This window comes from Thermocrispum municipale DSM 44069 (assembly GCF_000427825.1).
Lineage (GTDB): Bacteria > Actinomycetota > Actinomycetes > Mycobacteriales > Pseudonocardiaceae > Thermocrispum > Thermocrispum municipale.
In genome coordinates, this window is record NZ_ATYT01000006.1 from 109600 (window position 1) to 123616 (window position 14017).

Sequence of the window (14017 nt, forward strand, 5' to 3'; positions counted from 1 at the left end):
GGCGAAGGAGCGGGACATGCAGCACGGGCAGAGCCGGAGTTGGCGGGCGAGCGAAGCACAACAAGTCGACGGTGCGGTCGCCGATGTCGAGCAGATGCTGGCAGGCAAAGCGGTCGTCGTCACCGGTGCGGGTCGTGGGCTGGGCGCGGAGTACGCCGTCCAGTCGGCCGAACACGGCGCGTCGGTGGTGGTCAACGACGTCGACGTGGACTGCGCGGAAGCGGTGGCGGAGCGCATTCGCGGTTTCGGCGGTCGCGTCGCGGTCAGCGGGCACGACGTCGGTGATCCGGAGCAGGCGACGGCGCTCGTGGCGATGTGTGCCGGTGAGTTCGGCCGGATCGACGGCTTGGTGAACAACGCCGGACTGAACTACGAGGCGGTGTCCTGGCAGGACGCCCCGGAGCCGGTCGCCGAGCTGATCCGGGTCAACGTGCTGGGCACCATCTACACCGGGACGGCCGCCGCCCAGGTGATGGCCGACTCCGGCGGCGGCAGGATCGTCAACATCTCGTCCGGGGCTTCGTTCGGGCAGCGCAAACTCGCCACGTACGCCGCGAGCAAAGGCGCTGTCGCATCACTGACCTACTCGTGGGCGCTGGACATGGAGGAGATCGGCGTCCAGGTCAACGCGGTGTGCCCGGTGGCGTACACGCGCATGGTCGAGGCCTCGTCGCGCCGGGCGACGATCATCCCGCCGGACCGCGGACCGGACCTGGTGGCGCCGCTCGTGGTGTTTCTGCTGTCGGATGCCGCCAAGGGCATCACCGGTCAGATGATCCGGTGCAACGGCGAACAGCTGCACGTGGTGGGGCAGCCGTATCTCAAGGAGCCGATCCTGCGGCGGGAGCGATGGAGCGCGGAGACAGTGCGCCGCGCGTTCGACGAGATCTTCGGTGCGCATCTCGAGCCGTACGGGTTGGAGAAGCGGTTGCCGCCGCGGCTGCGGGAACGGGTGGAGGCCCTGCAAACCGCGTGAGCCACTCCGGATCACGCCCGCCGGCGAGCCGATCGGGGGTCCGGTCAAGCAGCCGCGTGTGCCTCCTTGATCTTGTCGATGTCGATCTTCTGCATCGCCAGCATCGCCTCGGTCGCGGCGCGCGCCTTGGCCGGGTCGGGGTCGCTCAGGAGGCCGGGTAGCTCGGCGGGAATGACCTGCCAGGACACCCCGTACCGGTCGCGCAGCCAGCCGCACGCGGTCGGCGTGCCGCCGTCGAGCAACGCCTCCCACGTCGTGTCGATCTCCTCCTGGGTGGATCGCTCGAGGTAGATCGACGCGAAGTCGTTGGGCTGGAAGTTCGGGTTGCCGTTGAGGGCGGCGAACTGCTGACCGTCGAGGGTGAACCGCACTGCGAGCGCATTGCTGTCCGGATCACGCTGCACGTCGAGGATCCGGGAGTTCGGGACCACGGACACGTAGAACTCGGCCGCGTCCTCCGCGCCTTTGTCGAACCAGAGGAAGGTGGTCACGCTGCTCATGGCTGCTCCGTTCCGTCTCGGGCCGCGACGGTGCCGCGGCCACCTGCACGTCGGTGTAGACCGGGCAAGCGCGACATACTCATCGGAACGGTCGTCCGGCATGCCGGTGCGGGCGATTTCCGTTGGGCCATTCGCGTGTATTGCAGAACACGTCGGGGTCGTAAGCGCTGCGACCGTGATGGGCAGTGGCCGCTGCGGCGTCCGACGGCAGCAGCGGCGCCACGTGCCGACGGCATGAAAAAACCCCAGGCGCTCTGACCTGGGGTGATGGTGCGCCATCAGGGACTCGAACCCCGAACCCGCTGGTTAAGAGCCAGCTGCTCTGCCAATTGAGCTAATGGCGCTGGTGCCTCCGGCCGGTGACTCCGGCCCTCGTCGGCGACGTCAGAAAAGGTAGCACGCGCCGGTTCGGGTCCGCGCACAGGGGGTGCGACAAAGATATTCTCGGTGTTAGCAATAGTTGACCCAAGTCATGGGCAACCTCGTGCAGACTGAACACGTCTGAATGATCGTCGGGCCGAGGGCGCCCGTCAGGGGTTATGCGGGGATACAGACAGGCGGGGTAGTTACATGGTCAAGCGGGGTGCATCCACTCGACGCGAGCGGGCGTTCGTGCGGCGGGGAGCCGCGTTGTTCCTGGCTGCCGGATTGCTGCTCGCCGGATGTACAGCGGGCCCGTCCGAGGGCGGTGCGTCCAGCGGCGGGGGTAGCAAGCCGTCCGAGGCCGCCAAGCCGGAGCCGAAGCCGATCGCGCTGACGTTGACGCCGAAGCACAAGCAGAAGAACGTCGCGCCGGGCGAACCGGTCACGGTCAAGGCGGACAACGGCACGCTCACCAGCGTCACGCTGGTCAACCCGGACGGCAAGAAGGTCAAGGGCAAACTGTCGGCGGACAAGACCAAGTGGTCGTCGGCCGAGCCGCTGGGCTACGGCAAGCAGTACAAGCTCACCGCGCGCGGCGTCGGTGAGGACGGCGAGAAGACGGTCGAGCGCTCGACGTTCACCACGGTCCAGCCCAAGGGGCAGATCAGCGTGACGATGTCGGTGCCGGAAGGGCAGACCGTCGGTGTCGGCATGCCGATCTCGTTCCAGTTCTCCGCGCCGGTGCCGAACCGCAAGGCGGCCGAGCGTGCGCTGAAGATCACCACCAGCAAGAAGACCGAGGGCGGCTTCCACTGGTTCAACGACAGCTGGGTGGTCTGGCGGCCGAAGAAGTACTGGGAGCCGGGCACCAAGGTCCGGGTCAAGGCGGCCATCTACGGCAAGAACCTGGGTGACGGCATGTACGGCATGTCCGACGTGTCGTCGTCGATGAAGATCGGCCGCAAGCTCGTGGCGGTGGCCGACGGTAAGACCCACCGGCTGGTGGTCTACATCGACGGCAAGGCGGTCAAGAACATGCCGCAGGCGATGGGCAAGCCGGGGCACAACACCCCGGAAGGCACCTACACCGTCATGAGCGAGCACACCAACTACACGATGGACTCCAGCACCTACGGGGTGCCGGTGGACGCCGCCGAGGGTTACCGCACCACCGTGGAGATCGCGGTGCGGCTGTCCAACAGCGGCATCTTCTACCACTCGGCGCCGTGGTCGGTGTGGGCGCAGGGCAACACCAACGTCAGCCACGGCTGCATCAACCTGTCCACCGAGAACGCGCGCTGGCTGATGGATCAGACCAAGCCGGGCGACATCTTCATCGTGCGCAACTCGGACGGCCCGAAGCTCGAACCGACCGACGGGTGGAGCTTCTGGCAGATGTCGTGGAAGGAATGGCAGAAGGGCTCCGCGGACTAGGGGTCCGGTCGTCGGCGCTCTGATCAGCCACGCTACGATGTGGTGGCTGGCGCGATCACGACGCGCCGCGCGGTGGGTATAGCTCAGTTGGTAGAGCGCCTGGTTGTGGTCCAGGAGGGCGCGGGTTCAAGTCCCGTTATCCACCCCGGCAGAGTGAGGTCCGAACCGCACGAACGCGGTTCGGACCTCGCCTTTTTCGGTGGCTGTTCAGACGCCGGCCGCATGCGATGGCGCATCAGCCGGACGATGCGGCGCGACGATGATCTTGCCGTGCACACCGCCGGCCTCCGCATCGGCGTGGGCATCGCGAATGCGCTCGAGGGGATAGACGCGATCGACCACGGAACGTAGGGAGCCGCTCTCGGCGAGGTGCCGCAATTCGTCGAACAGTTCTGCCGTGGGACGCCCCAGGAAGAACCGGATGCGTCGACTGCCGAAGACGGCGGAGGCGGCGATGGCCAGCAGGCTGCGCCGTGGTCGATCGAGATCGAATGCGATCGCGACCATGCGTCCCGATCGAGTCAGTTTGCGACGCCAGCGCCCCAGTTGGGTGCCACGGGTGTCGAAGATGACGTCGAAGCGGTCGAGGTCGGCCGGCGACCGGTGGTAGTCGATCACTTCGTCCGCGCCGAGAGCACGGACGAAGGCGAAGCTGCGGGGGTGAGCGAGGGCGGTCACGTGCGCACCCAGGGCCTTGCTCACCTGCACCGCCACGCTACCGACTCCTCCCGCCGCGCCGCGGACCAGAACGCGTTCCCCCGGCTGTAGGCGTGCCTTGTCGCGCAGGCCGATGAGTGCCGTGGCGCCCCCGGCCACGAGAGAGACCGCATCCTGTGGCGTCCACGCCTCCGGCATTCGGGCCAGCAGCACGGCGGGAACGGCCACGTACTCGGCCGCAGTACCAACCGGGCCACGCTCGTCGACCGTGCCCCACACGCGATCGCCGACGTGGAGTCCGGTCACGCCGGGCCCAGTCCCGACGATCTCACCAGCCAGGTCGATGCCGGGGTGGGCGGGGAGGGCGGTGCGCACGATCCATTGCAGCTTCCCCCGCCGTTGGGCGATCTCCCCGCCGTTCACCGTCGTGGCGTCGACGCGGACGACGAGCTCACCCGCCTTCGCTCTTGGACGCCTCCGCGCCACGATGCGGAGAACCTCGGGTCCGCCGAAGCGGTCGAATGACGCTGCTTTCATCATGTCCGAAGGCGTGTCTGCCATCGGGAACTCCTCGCGATGCTGCTGTTGTACGTGCCATCGCGGACGCTACGAGAGAAAGTGGGCAGTATCGCCCGTTTCACGATGAAGTGAGACGACAAGTTCGGTGATCCTCTCGGATGGGAGTGACTGCAGTGCCTCATTCGCCGCGGCGGGATGCCGTTCGCAACCACGCTCGGCTGCTCGCCGCGGCGCGGGAGCTCTTCATCTCCGACGGCTTCGATGTGCCTGCGGCGGCGATCGCGCGCCGTGCGCAGGTGGGCACTGCGACGCTGTATCGCCATTTCCCTGCTCGAAGCGATCTGGTGGACGCCGTCTTCGGCGCCGAGGTGCGGCATTGTCTCGCTCTGCTCGAGGAAGCCGTCTCGGCTGACGTGCCGTGGGACGGTCTTGCTCGAACGCTCGAAGCGGTGGCCGAGTTGGAGTCCGCAGCCCCCGGATTCGCCGGGTCGATGTTCGCGGAGAACCGCGGGACGCCCCTCATGGCGAGGTTTCAGAGCGCGGTACTCGCGCACCTGTCGACGCTCGCGGAGCGGCTTCGAAAAGAAGCCGACGCCCGGCCCGATCTTCGCGGTAGCGACCTTCTCATGGCAGTGACGGCGGTGCGGGCTGTCGCGATGTCGGAGCGGCGGAATGCGGTCCGTAATGCACGACGGTTCGCCGACGTCATCACCGAAGGGATGCGACGTCAAGCCTCGGACGTCGACCCGGAATTTCGTGCCGGGCAAGGTGCCCTGACGTCGATGTCCGGTGCACGCCGGACCATTCGGCGAACTCGCTGACGCTCACGGCGCCGCGAATGCCTGCACGAGCAGGATCGAGGCGCGCGCGCGTATCGACCGCCCAGTGCCGGTCCGAGCTGCGGCGCTCGGCTCGTCGATCGCACCGTCGTAGCCGGTCAGCGCTTGATCGCACACCAGCCCGTCCACCTGGCCGAACTCCCGTGGCGGCTGCGAGCACCCGCTCGAGTGCCCTCCGGCTCAGTAAGGTCTCGGCACGCAGGTCGGCGACCCGCGCCCTGCCGACGAGGTGGGACGCGCCCCCGCCGAGGACAACGTCGAGATCATCGCCGCTCCACGGCTGCGCGGCGTCGTGCGGGGAGTTGTGCAGAAGGCGCTTGCGCCGCGCGTCGCCAAGCGACACGCGACGGCGTAGCCGATTTCCGCTCGCCGGCTGACTCCCGTCACCACACTGCCTTTCCGCGCAGCGGTGACGGGTCGCGGGCCAACGAATCCGGTGGTCGCGGCGTCGCGTTCTTCGCTGACTGCTCAGGAGTCCTGGCCGCTCTGCAGGATGTCCGCCGCGACCGCCTTGGCTTCGTCCGACGAGGGGCCGGGCTGACCGACGAACACGGTGCGTCGGTAGTAGGCGAGCTCGGCGATCGACTCCTTGATGTCGGCCAGCGCGCGATGCGCCATGCCCTTCTCCGGCTTGGCGTAGTACACGCGCGGGTACCAACGCCGGACCAGCTCCTTGACCGACGAGACGTCGACCATGCGGTAGTGCAGATGGGCGTCCAGCTCGGGCATGTCGCGCGCGATGTAGTTGCGATCGGTGGCGATCGAGTTCCCCGCCAACGGCGTGCTGCGCGGCTCCGGCGCGTACTGCCGCACGTAGTCGAGCACCATCTGCTCGGCCTCGGCCACCGTCACCGTGGACGCGCGCACCTCTTCGGTCAGGCCGGAGGCGTTGTGCATCTCGCGCACCACGTCCGGCATGCCCGCCAACACTTCGTCATCGGCGTGGATCACCACGTCGACGCCGTCCCCGAGCACGTTGAGGTCGGCATCGGTGACCAGGGCGGCGATTTCGATCAGCGCGTCCTTGGAAAGGTCGAGCCCGGTCATCTCGCAATCGATCCACACCAGCCTGTCGTTCACCCGCTGGACGATATCGGACCCGGGGCACCGGCGTGTCGGACCGCCGCGCAGTGCGACCAAACTGCGACCCCGGGCGGGCGCAAGCCCGGCACATCGCCACCGCGAAACTACGATTCGGCCACGTCCGCGTGACGCCGCAACGGAGCGGGTGCGCCGCGCGGTCAGCGCGGTAGCGTGACGTCATGGCAGAGCCACAGCGGATCGTCATCGTCGGAGCCGGTCTGGCCGGGGCCACCGCGGCCGCCGCTGCCCGGGCCGAGGGATATGAAGGCGAACTGTTGCTGCTGGGCGCCGAGCAGCATCGCCCGTACGAACTGCCATCGCTGTCCAAAGCGATCTTGCTGGCGGAGCGGGACGAGCCGGACTGGGTGCACGAGGAGAACTTCTACGTGCGCAACGGCATCGACCTGCGTCGCGGTGTCGAGGCGGTGCGAGTGGAGCTGGGCGCCCGGGTGGTGACCGATTCGCACGGCGGCGAGCACCGGTTCGACCGGCTGTTGCTGGCCACGGGCTCGCGGCCACGGACTCTGCCCGTCCCGGGTGCCGACCTCGAGGGCATCCGTACGCTGCGCACGCTCGACGACTCGCTGGAGCTACGCGCGGGCATCGAGGCGGCCCGCCACGTCGTGATCGTCGGCGCGGGTTGGATCGGCTGCGAAGCCGCCGCGGCCGCGCGCACGCTGGGCGCCGAAGTCACCGTCGTCGACGTGCGGCCACTGCCGCTGCTGGACGTCCTCGGCGAGGAGATCGCCTCGGTGTTCCACACAATGCACACCGAGCACGGCGTGCAGTGGCGGCTGGGCACCGGGGTCGCCGCCTTCACCGGCCAAGGTCAGGTGTCCGGCGTGCGGCTCACCGACGGCACCGAGGTGCAGGCGGATCTGGTGCTGTCGGCGGTCGGCGCGGCACCACGGATCGAACTCGCCCGATCGGCAGGGTTGGAAATGGCCGACGACGGAGGCGTGACCGTCGATGCCGGGCTGCGCACCGCGGCGCCGGGTGTCTTCGCTGCGGGTGACATCGCGTCGCACTTCCACCCGCGCTACGGCCGCCGCATCCGCGTCGAACACTGGGCCAACGCCAAGGGCCAGGGGGAGCGGGCCGGGAAGAACCTGGTCGGCGAACCGCAGCCGTACGAGGCGACGCCGTACTTCTTCACCGACCAGTACGACCTCGGCTGCGAGTACCGCGGGCTGGCCGACCCGCACAGCGACGAACTGGTCGTGCGGGGCGATCTGGACGCTCGTGACTTCACCGCGTTCTGGCTGCGCAACGGCCGGGTCGAAGCGGCGATGAACGTCAATCAGTGGGACGACGGCGACGCGCTGCAAGCGATGGTCGACCGGCGGGTGTCCGTGACGGCCGAGGAGCTGCGGACGGCGGATCTCGCCGAGCTGGCGCAACGCTGAGCCGCCCGGCCCGTGGCACGATCGGGTCGTGAATCGGGCCAAGGTGAGCGCCGCGGTGGACGGCTGGGAGTCGTTGTTTCGTGCCCAGGTGGCCGTGCTGCGACGCCTGCGGGAGCAGTTTCGCGGTGCGGAAGTGTCGTTCGGCGAGTACGACGTGCTGTACAACCTGAGCCGCTTCCCGGGCAAGCGTCTCCGGCTGCGGGAGCTGAACCAGCACATCCTGCTCAGCCAACCGAGTCTCAGCAGGCTCGTCGAACGCATGGAGCAACGGGGGCTGGTGCGCCGCGAACCGGATGCCGACGACGGTCGCGGCACGATCGTCGCCATGACGGAACAAGGAGCGACCGTGCAGCGCCGCGTCGGCCGAGAACACGCCGCGGCCATCGCCCACTACGTCGGCGCCGGACTCGACGCCGACGAACTGCACCAGCTACAGCAGCTGTGCGACAAGCTTCGCTTCGCCCAAGCGGGAGTTCCGGACTTCGAGCGCTCCTAGTGGCCGACCGTCGTCCTGTTGGCCCGAGCGCGCCTGGTCTGCAGCACGGCGAAGCCGATCCAGGACACCAGCACGACGGCTCCGACGAGGGCCCGGACCAGGACGATGTCCTCCTCCGGATAGATCACACCGGTGAGGTAGGTGTCGATGAAGCCGGTCGGTCCGAGGCCGTCCTGGCCGGCCTTGCGCCGGAAGTAGTCCTCCGGGCCGGTCAGCGGGCACTCCAGCGAGAAGACGGTGATGATCACGCCCCACGCGACCATGAGGGCGTGCGCGTAGATCGCGCGCGGCCAACGCCACGCGAGGAAGCCGCCGAGCACGAGAAAGGCCAGAAAGCCGAAGTGCACGATCATGATCGCGTCGGCCAGCACCGCGTACACACGTCGATTCTAGGCCGCACGGCGCGCCGGCCAGGGTGGAAGCGAGGAGAACGCCCCGGAGATCCGGGCAGTGCGGAGGGGTTGGGCCTTGGTGCCTGTGGCGCGCAACCCGGCCGGTCGCGGTGGTTAGCGGGTCGCGGTGGGGTGCAACGCGCCCGGTTGCACGGACTGGTGGGCAGCGGCGCACAACCCGGCCCGCCGCCCGGCCCCGGGAGCTAGCGGGCCGACTTGGGGCAGCGCAGCTTCCCGTTGCACCGCGGAGCCAAGAACGAGCTGTTCGCCCGGCAGGCCGCCGAGCACTGGTGCAACGCGGTGGATGCGGACGCCGACGTGTTCTCCCGCACCGCACGGGCTGCTGACCGCAGCCTGTTCACGGTGTTGCCGGCGCGGGTGGCGGACAACGCGGCGGAGCCGGCGGCCCCGGGCCTGTCGTCCAGGTTCCACAGCACCCGCATCACGATCAGCGTGACCAGCACGAACAGCGGCACCCAGTGAAACCACACGATGACCTCCATCCAGTGCCGGGTACACAGCGCTTGGTACACGGCGCGACACAAGCGGAGGGTTCACCATCGCGCCCGGGCGAGCCCGAGGCGACCGCGGTGACCTCGACACATGATGCGGTGCCGCGCACTCGGATGTCCCGCTCCGGAAGGAGGAATTGCACGAAAGGTTGATTTCCGTCGTGACCTTGCTCTCGAGATGTTGATCAACGGCTCGGCATCAGCAAGCGCAGCCCCGCGTCGAGCACGTCGACCTGCACGGGCAGCGCCGAGACGAAGTCGCCGTCGGCATAAGCGTTGATGCCGGGACAAGCGACCCGCACGCTGCGCGCGCGGAGTAGCTCGACCTCGTCGTGCCGCACGTGCTTGCCGCTGAAGACGCTGGGGAAGAAGCGCACGAGCTTCGACCTGGCCATGGTGGCGACGAGCGTGATGTCGAGCAGCCCGTCGGTGGGATCGGCGTCCGGACTGATCCGCATGCCGCCGCCGTAGCTGCGGGTGTTGGCGATTGCGGCCAGGGTCAGGTCGCGTTCGACGACCGTGCCGTCGGCCAGCTCGAGCCGGAACGGCAACGGTCGTAGGCCGGCCAGCTCGGCGAGCATCGCCACGGTGTACCGGGACTTCCCACGTGGCCAGCGCATCCGGTTGGCCCGGTCGTTGACCAGCGAATCGAAGCCGGTCGCCATGATCGTGGCGAAGTACTTCCGCTCGCCGTCCGCCGTGGTGATGCGGCCGAGATCGATCGGGGCGCTGTGTCCGTCGGCGATGACGTCGGCGGCCGCTTCCGGCGCGTTGCGCGGCAGTCCGAACTCCCTGGCGACGTCGTTGCCGGTGCCTGCGGGGATGACGCCGAGCGGGACGTCCTGCCCGGCCATGACTTGAATGGCCAGGCGGATCATGCCGTCGCCACCGACCACCACGAGCGCGTCGGGCTGTTTTTCGAGCGCGGTCCTGGCGATCCGCACCGCGTCGTGTGGGTCGTTGCCCGCGACGTCCACGACATCGAGCCCGCGGGCTCGCAGCCTGTCGACCGCGCGCCGTGCCGACCTGTCCGCCTGGCCGACGCCGGCCGCGGGGTTGGTCAGCACGACCACCGACTCGATGCCGCTCACGGGATGAGCTTCCCAGGGTTGAGGATGCCGTGCGGGTCGAGCTCGTTCTTCACCGCACGCAGGACGCGCACGCCCAGTTCGCCGACCTCGTCGGTCATCCAGGGTCGGTGGTCGACGCCCACCGCGTGGTGGTGGGTGATGGTGCCGCCGTTGGCCATGATCGCGTCGCTGACCGCGCGCTTGACCTGCTGCCATTGCGCCACAGCGTCTCCGCGTTGGGCGGCCACCACGGTGAAGTACAGCGAGCAACCGGTGGGGTAGATGTGCGAGATGTGGCACAGGACCAGCGACCGGGTGCCGGTCTCGGCCAATGCCGACTGCAAGGCCGACGTGACGGCCGCTTTCAGCGTGGCGGCGTTCGACCAGCTGGTCGCCGTCTCCAACGTCTCGCACAGGGCGCCGGCCGCCAGCAGGGAGTCACGCAGGTAAGGCGCGTCGAAGCGGCCGTGTTCCCAGGCTTGCGCGGGCTCGGGCCCGAGCGAGGTGCCGCCCGCTTCGCGCAGCACCGCGCTGGTCAGCTCATGCCGCGCCGCCACCTGCTGTTCGGTGCCTTCGAAGACGGTGACGGCCAGGCATCCGCCGGTCACCTGCTCGCCACCGATCTTGTCCGTCATGGCCAGGTTGACGCCGGTCTCCGCCTCGTCGGACAGCCGGATGACCGTCGGCTGCGTGCCCAGCTGCGCCACCGCACGCAGGGCGGCGGCGCCGGTGTCGAAATCGTCGAATCGCCACGCTTCGAACCGCTTGACCTCGGGCAGCCGGTGCACCCGCAGGCGGACTGCGGTGATCACGCCGAGCGTGCCTTCCGAACCCAGGAACAGATCGCGAAGGTCCGGCCCGGCCGCGGACGCAGGCGCGCGACCCAGCTCGAGCTTGCCGGACGGGGTGACCACACGCAGGCCGCACACCATGTCGTCGAAACGTCCGTAACCGGAGGAATCCTGGCCCGAGGAGCGCGTCGCGGCGAATCCGCCGATGGTGGCGTACTGAAAGCTCTGCGGATAGTGGCCGAGCTCGAACCCGCGAGCAGCCAGCAGTTCCTCGGCCTTCGGTCCGGGCAGACCCGCCCCGAGCACCGCTTCGCCGGACACCTCGTCCAGTGACTCGAGCTGGTCGAAGCGGCGCAGGTCGAGACTGACGACCGCGGAGAACTTCTCCCGAACCGGGTCGAGCCCGCCGACCACGCTGGTGCCACCGCCGAACGGGACGACGGCGATTCGCCGCCGGCTGCACACCTGAAGCAACGCAGCCACTTCGTCGTCGTTGCCGGGCAGGACGACCGCGTCCGGCGCGGCCTGGGGTGTACGGCTCTTGCGGCGCAGCAGGTCCAACGTCGACTTCCCGCCTGCCCGGGGAAGCCGGTCGGCGTCCGCACGCGAGACGTTGCCGTCCCCGACCACGTCGCGCAATGCGCGCAGGTCGTCGTCGCCGAGTGCCGATGGCTGCAGTACCACCTCGGACCTGTCCGGTCCGGCTACTTCGTCCGCCGACACTCCGAGCGCCTGCTGCAACAGTGCACGGATGTTGTCGGAAAGCGGCTTGGCCTTGGCCTCATCGCCCCAGGCGTCCCATTTCATGGGCGGGACGGGCACTTGCGGATCCGCCATCATGCGTGTCAGTCTTACACATCATGTCAAGTCGTAACGCCGCCCAGCGCAGCACCGACGACGCGATCCTGGACGCGGCCGCGGAGCTCATCCAGTACGGGGGCGTTGCGCGCACGCAGATCGCCGAGATCGCCCGGCGCGCCGGGGTTTCCCGTCCGACCATCTACCGGCGCTGGCCGGACGTGCGCGCGATCATCGCCGCCTTGCTCACCCGGGAGGTCCGGCGGATCCAGCAGGCCGTCGTACCCGCCGGGCCGGATCGCGAGTCCTTGGTCGCCGGTGTCGTGGAGATCGCCGAGCGCGTGCGTGATCACCCGGTCCTCGGACTGCTGCTGCGCACGGATCCGGAGGTGTATCGCAAGTACTTCCTCGAGCGTCTCGGCACCAGCCAGCAGGGTTTGCTGCGCGAGCTGCACGGCCGGATCCGCGAGGCGCAAGCCACCGGGTCGGTCCGCGACGGCGAGGCGCTGGAACTGGCCACGATGGTCATGGTGATCGCCGAGACGACCGTGCAGTCCTATCGCACGGTGAGCGCACTGGTGCCGGAGGACGTCTGGCGCCGAGAACTGTCCCACGCACTGAACCGGTATCTCGAGCCATGACTGATTCCTCGCTGAACGTCGCCCGCCGCCGGGCCGACCTGATCGCACTGGGCGACCGTCCGGAAGTGGACGTCCTGGTGATCGGGGGAGGTGTCACCGGCGCGGGAGTGGCGCTCGACGCGGCCACCCGAGGTCTGCGGACCGTGTTGGTGGAGTCGCGAGATCTGGCCTTCGGCACCAGCCGGTGGAGCTCCAAGCTGGCGCACGGCGGGCTGCGGTATCTGGCCTCCGGACGGGTCGGGGTCGCGCGGGAGAGCGCGATCGAACGCGGCGTCCTGATGACCAGGACGGCTCCGCATCTGATCCGCGCCTTGCCGCAGGTCGTGCCGCTGCTGCCGAGGATCGGCCGTCGCCAGGAAATGCTCGTCCACCTGGGTTTTCGTGCCGGTGATGCGCTGCGATCGGTCGCCCGGACGCCGTCGTCGGTGCTGCCCAGGCCGCGGCGTATCGCTCCCGGAGAGACGACCGGCCTGGTGCCCGCTGTGCGGCGCAGGGGCCTGCGCGGCGGTCTGCTCGCTTACGACGGGCAGCTCGTGGACGACGCGCGTCTGGTCGTGGCCATCGCCCGAACCGCGGCCGAGCACGGTGCGTCGATTCTGACCAGGGTTCGCGCGAGCGAGGTGACCGGGAAGTCCGCGGTGCTCACCGACGCCTTGTCCGGCGAGACGCTGACCGTGCGCGCCCGAGCGGTCATCAACGCGACCGGTGTGTGGGCGGGGACGGTCGACCCGAGCGTTCGCCTGCGTCCGAGTCGTGGCACGCATCTGGTCGTGCCCGCGGAAACCCTGGGCAATCCGCGCGGAGCGCTCACCGTGCCGGTGCCGGGCTCGGTGAGCCGGTACGTGTTCGCGCTCCCGCAGCAGCTGGGTCGGGTGATCGTCGGGTTGACCGACGTCGAAGCGCCCGGCCCGGTCCCCGACGTTCCGGAGCCCACCGACGACGAGGTGTCGTTCTTGTTGGACGTGGTCAACTCGGCACTGGACAGCGCGCTGAGCGTCGACGACGTCGTGGGCAAGTTCGCCGGCCTGCGCCCGTTGATCGAATCGAACGACGACGACTCCACCGCCGACCTGAGCCGCAAGCACGCCGTGCTGCGTTCACCGTCCGGGGTGATCACGGTGGTCGGCGGCAAGCTCACCACCTACCGGCGAATGGCGGAGGACGCGGTGGACGCCGCGGTGACCCAGCTGCCGGAGGGATCGGCCGATCGCTGCCGCACCACGCGACTGCCGTTGGTCGGTGCCCCGGGACACCCGGCCTCGCAACCCGCGCTTGCCGAGCTACCCGCGTCGCTGGTCCGCAGGCACGGGGGAGCCGCGGTGTCGGTCGTGGATTCGGCGACGGTGTCCGATCCGCTCGCGCCCATCGCGGGCGGCGTCGACGTGACGCGCGCTGAGGTGGAGTACGCCGTCCGGCACGAGGGTGCGTTGGATGCCGACGACGTGCTTCATCGTCGGACGCGGATCGGGCTGGTCGACGCGGACGCCGAACGGGCGCTGCCCGCGGTGCGGAAGATCATCGAAGCGATCGGCTGAAACGA

At 69.1% G+C, this 14017-nt stretch carries 16 protein-coding genes and 2 tRNA genes; 9 read left to right on the forward strand and 9 right to left on the reverse strand.

Going from position 1 to position 14017, the window contains the following annotated elements:
• The first annotated feature begins 94 nt into the window (after nucleotides 1–94).
• Nucleotides 95–976 (forward strand): SDR family NAD(P)-dependent oxidoreductase, encoded by an 882-nt coding sequence (locus tag YWM_RS0107425; RefSeq protein ID WP_028850194.1) that lies wholly within the window; start codon nucleotides 95–97, stop codon nucleotides 974–976.
• Nucleotides 977–1020: 44 nt separating this feature from the next.
• Here the strand turns inward: YWM_RS0107425 and YWM_RS0107430 are convergent, their stop codons facing one another.
• Together YWM_RS0107430 and YWM_RS0107435 are read right to left on the reverse strand one after the other, a co-directional pair.
• The gene (locus YWM_RS0107430) at nucleotides 1021–1476 is read right to left on the reverse strand and encodes a VOC family protein (protein ID WP_028850195.1); all 456 of its coding nucleotides are present in this window, start codon (nucleotides 1474–1476) and stop codon (nucleotides 1021–1023) included.
• 268 nt (nucleotides 1477–1744) lie between these two features.
• Nucleotides 1745–1820: transfer RNA gene (locus YWM_RS0107435), tRNA-Lys, on the reverse strand.
• 226 nt (nucleotides 1821–2046) lie between these two features.
• On the opposite strand from YWM_RS0107435, the gene YWM_RS0107440 reads away from it, so the two are divergent.
• Nucleotides 2047–3273 (forward strand): L,D-transpeptidase, encoded by a 1227-nt coding sequence (locus tag YWM_RS0107440; protein WP_028850196.1) that lies wholly within the window; start codon nucleotides 2047–2049, stop codon nucleotides 3271–3273.
• Nucleotides 3274–3345: 72 nt separating this feature from the next.
• A tRNA-His gene (locus YWM_RS0107445) sits at nucleotides 3346–3418 on the forward strand.
• A gap of 62 nt (nucleotides 3419–3480) precedes the next feature.
• Here the strand turns inward: YWM_RS0107445 and YWM_RS22585 are convergent.
• Entirely contained in the window at nucleotides 3481–4491 is a 1011-nt protein-coding gene (locus YWM_RS22585; protein ID WP_245565956.1) for an NAD(P)-dependent alcohol dehydrogenase, read from the reverse strand.
• A 131-nt stretch (nucleotides 4492–4622) separates the two neighbouring features.
• Between YWM_RS22585 and YWM_RS22590 the strand changes: the two genes are divergently transcribed.
• Nucleotides 4623–5270, forward strand: coding sequence for a TetR/AcrR family transcriptional regulator (locus YWM_RS22590; RefSeq protein ID WP_169720968.1), 648 nt, complete (start codon nucleotides 4623–4625; stop codon nucleotides 5268–5270).
• Nucleotides 5271–5273: 3 nt separating this feature from the next.
• On the opposite strand, the gene YWM_RS26110 is transcribed toward YWM_RS22590, so the two are convergent.
• Complete coding sequence (locus YWM_RS26110; protein WP_156914689.1) at nucleotides 5274–5417, reverse strand: hypothetical protein; 144 nt, start codon at nucleotides 5415–5417, stop codon at nucleotides 5274–5276.
• A 100-nt stretch (nucleotides 5418–5517) separates the two neighbouring features.
• Here YWM_RS26110 and YWM_RS27040 point away from each other — a divergent pair, with 100 nt between their 5' ends.
• Nucleotides 5518–5643 (forward strand): hypothetical protein, encoded by a 126-nt coding sequence (locus YWM_RS27040; RefSeq protein ID WP_281168807.1) that lies wholly within the window; start codon nucleotides 5518–5520, stop codon nucleotides 5641–5643.
• A 113-nt stretch (nucleotides 5644–5756) separates the two neighbouring features.
• Here the strand turns inward: YWM_RS27040 and orn are convergent, their stop codons facing one another.
• Nucleotides 5757–6368: an oligoribonuclease gene (orn, locus tag YWM_RS0107470; protein WP_028850197.1), complete on the reverse strand. Its 612-nt coding sequence runs from the start codon at nucleotides 6366–6368 to the stop codon at nucleotides 5757–5759.
• A 182-nt stretch (nucleotides 6369–6550) separates the two neighbouring features.
• On the opposite strand from orn, the gene YWM_RS0107475 reads away from it, so the two are divergent.
• The gene (locus YWM_RS0107475; RefSeq protein ID WP_028850198.1) at nucleotides 6551–7777 is read left to right on the forward strand and encodes an NAD(P)/FAD-dependent oxidoreductase; all 1227 of its coding nucleotides are present in this window, start codon (nucleotides 6551–6553) and stop codon (nucleotides 7775–7777) included.
• A 28-nt stretch (nucleotides 7778–7805) separates the two neighbouring features.
• The gene (locus YWM_RS0107480; protein WP_028850199.1) at nucleotides 7806–8273 is read left to right on the forward strand and encodes a MarR family winged helix-turn-helix transcriptional regulator; all 468 of its coding nucleotides are present in this window, start codon (nucleotides 7806–7808) and stop codon (nucleotides 8271–8273) included.
• On the opposite strand, the gene YWM_RS0107485 is transcribed toward YWM_RS0107480, so the two are convergent.
• The 4 genes from YWM_RS0107485 to YWM_RS26580 form a co-directional block, all read right to left on the reverse strand.
• Nucleotides 8270–8653: a DUF2784 domain-containing protein gene (locus YWM_RS0107485; RefSeq protein ID WP_028850200.1), complete on the reverse strand. Its 384-nt coding sequence runs from the start codon at nucleotides 8651–8653 to the stop codon at nucleotides 8270–8272. The two genes, YWM_RS0107480 and YWM_RS0107485, sit on opposite strands and share 4 nt — an antisense overlap.
• 215 nt (nucleotides 8654–8868) lie before the next feature.
• A complete protein-coding gene (locus tag YWM_RS26115; protein WP_156914690.1) occupies nucleotides 8869–9168 on the reverse strand; it encodes a hypothetical protein in 300 nt (99 codons plus the stop codon).
• 194 nt (nucleotides 9169–9362) lie between these two features.
• Nucleotides 9363–10268, reverse strand: coding sequence for a diacylglycerol kinase (locus tag YWM_RS0107495; RefSeq protein WP_028850202.1), 906 nt, complete (start codon nucleotides 10266–10268; stop codon nucleotides 9363–9365).
• Entirely contained in the window at nucleotides 10265–11845 is a 1581-nt protein-coding gene (locus tag YWM_RS26580; protein WP_043660164.1) for an FAD-binding oxidoreductase, read from the reverse strand. The genes YWM_RS0107495 and YWM_RS26580 overlap by 4 nt, the downstream gene beginning before the upstream one ends.
• A 53-nt stretch (nucleotides 11846–11898) precedes the next feature.
• On the opposite strand from YWM_RS26580, the gene YWM_RS0107505 reads away from it, so the two are divergent.
• Together YWM_RS0107505 and YWM_RS0107510 are read left to right on the forward strand one after the other, a co-directional pair.
• Complete coding sequence (locus YWM_RS0107505; RefSeq protein WP_043660073.1) at nucleotides 11899–12477, forward strand: TetR/AcrR family transcriptional regulator; 579 nt, start codon at nucleotides 11899–11901, stop codon at nucleotides 12475–12477.
• Nucleotides 12474–14012: a glycerol-3-phosphate dehydrogenase/oxidase gene (locus tag YWM_RS0107510; RefSeq protein WP_028850205.1), complete on the forward strand. Its 1539-nt coding sequence runs from the start codon at nucleotides 12474–12476 to the stop codon at nucleotides 14010–14012. Before YWM_RS0107505 ends, YWM_RS0107510 begins: the two co-directional genes overlap by 4 nt.
• Nucleotides 14013–14017 lie beyond the last annotated feature (5 nt).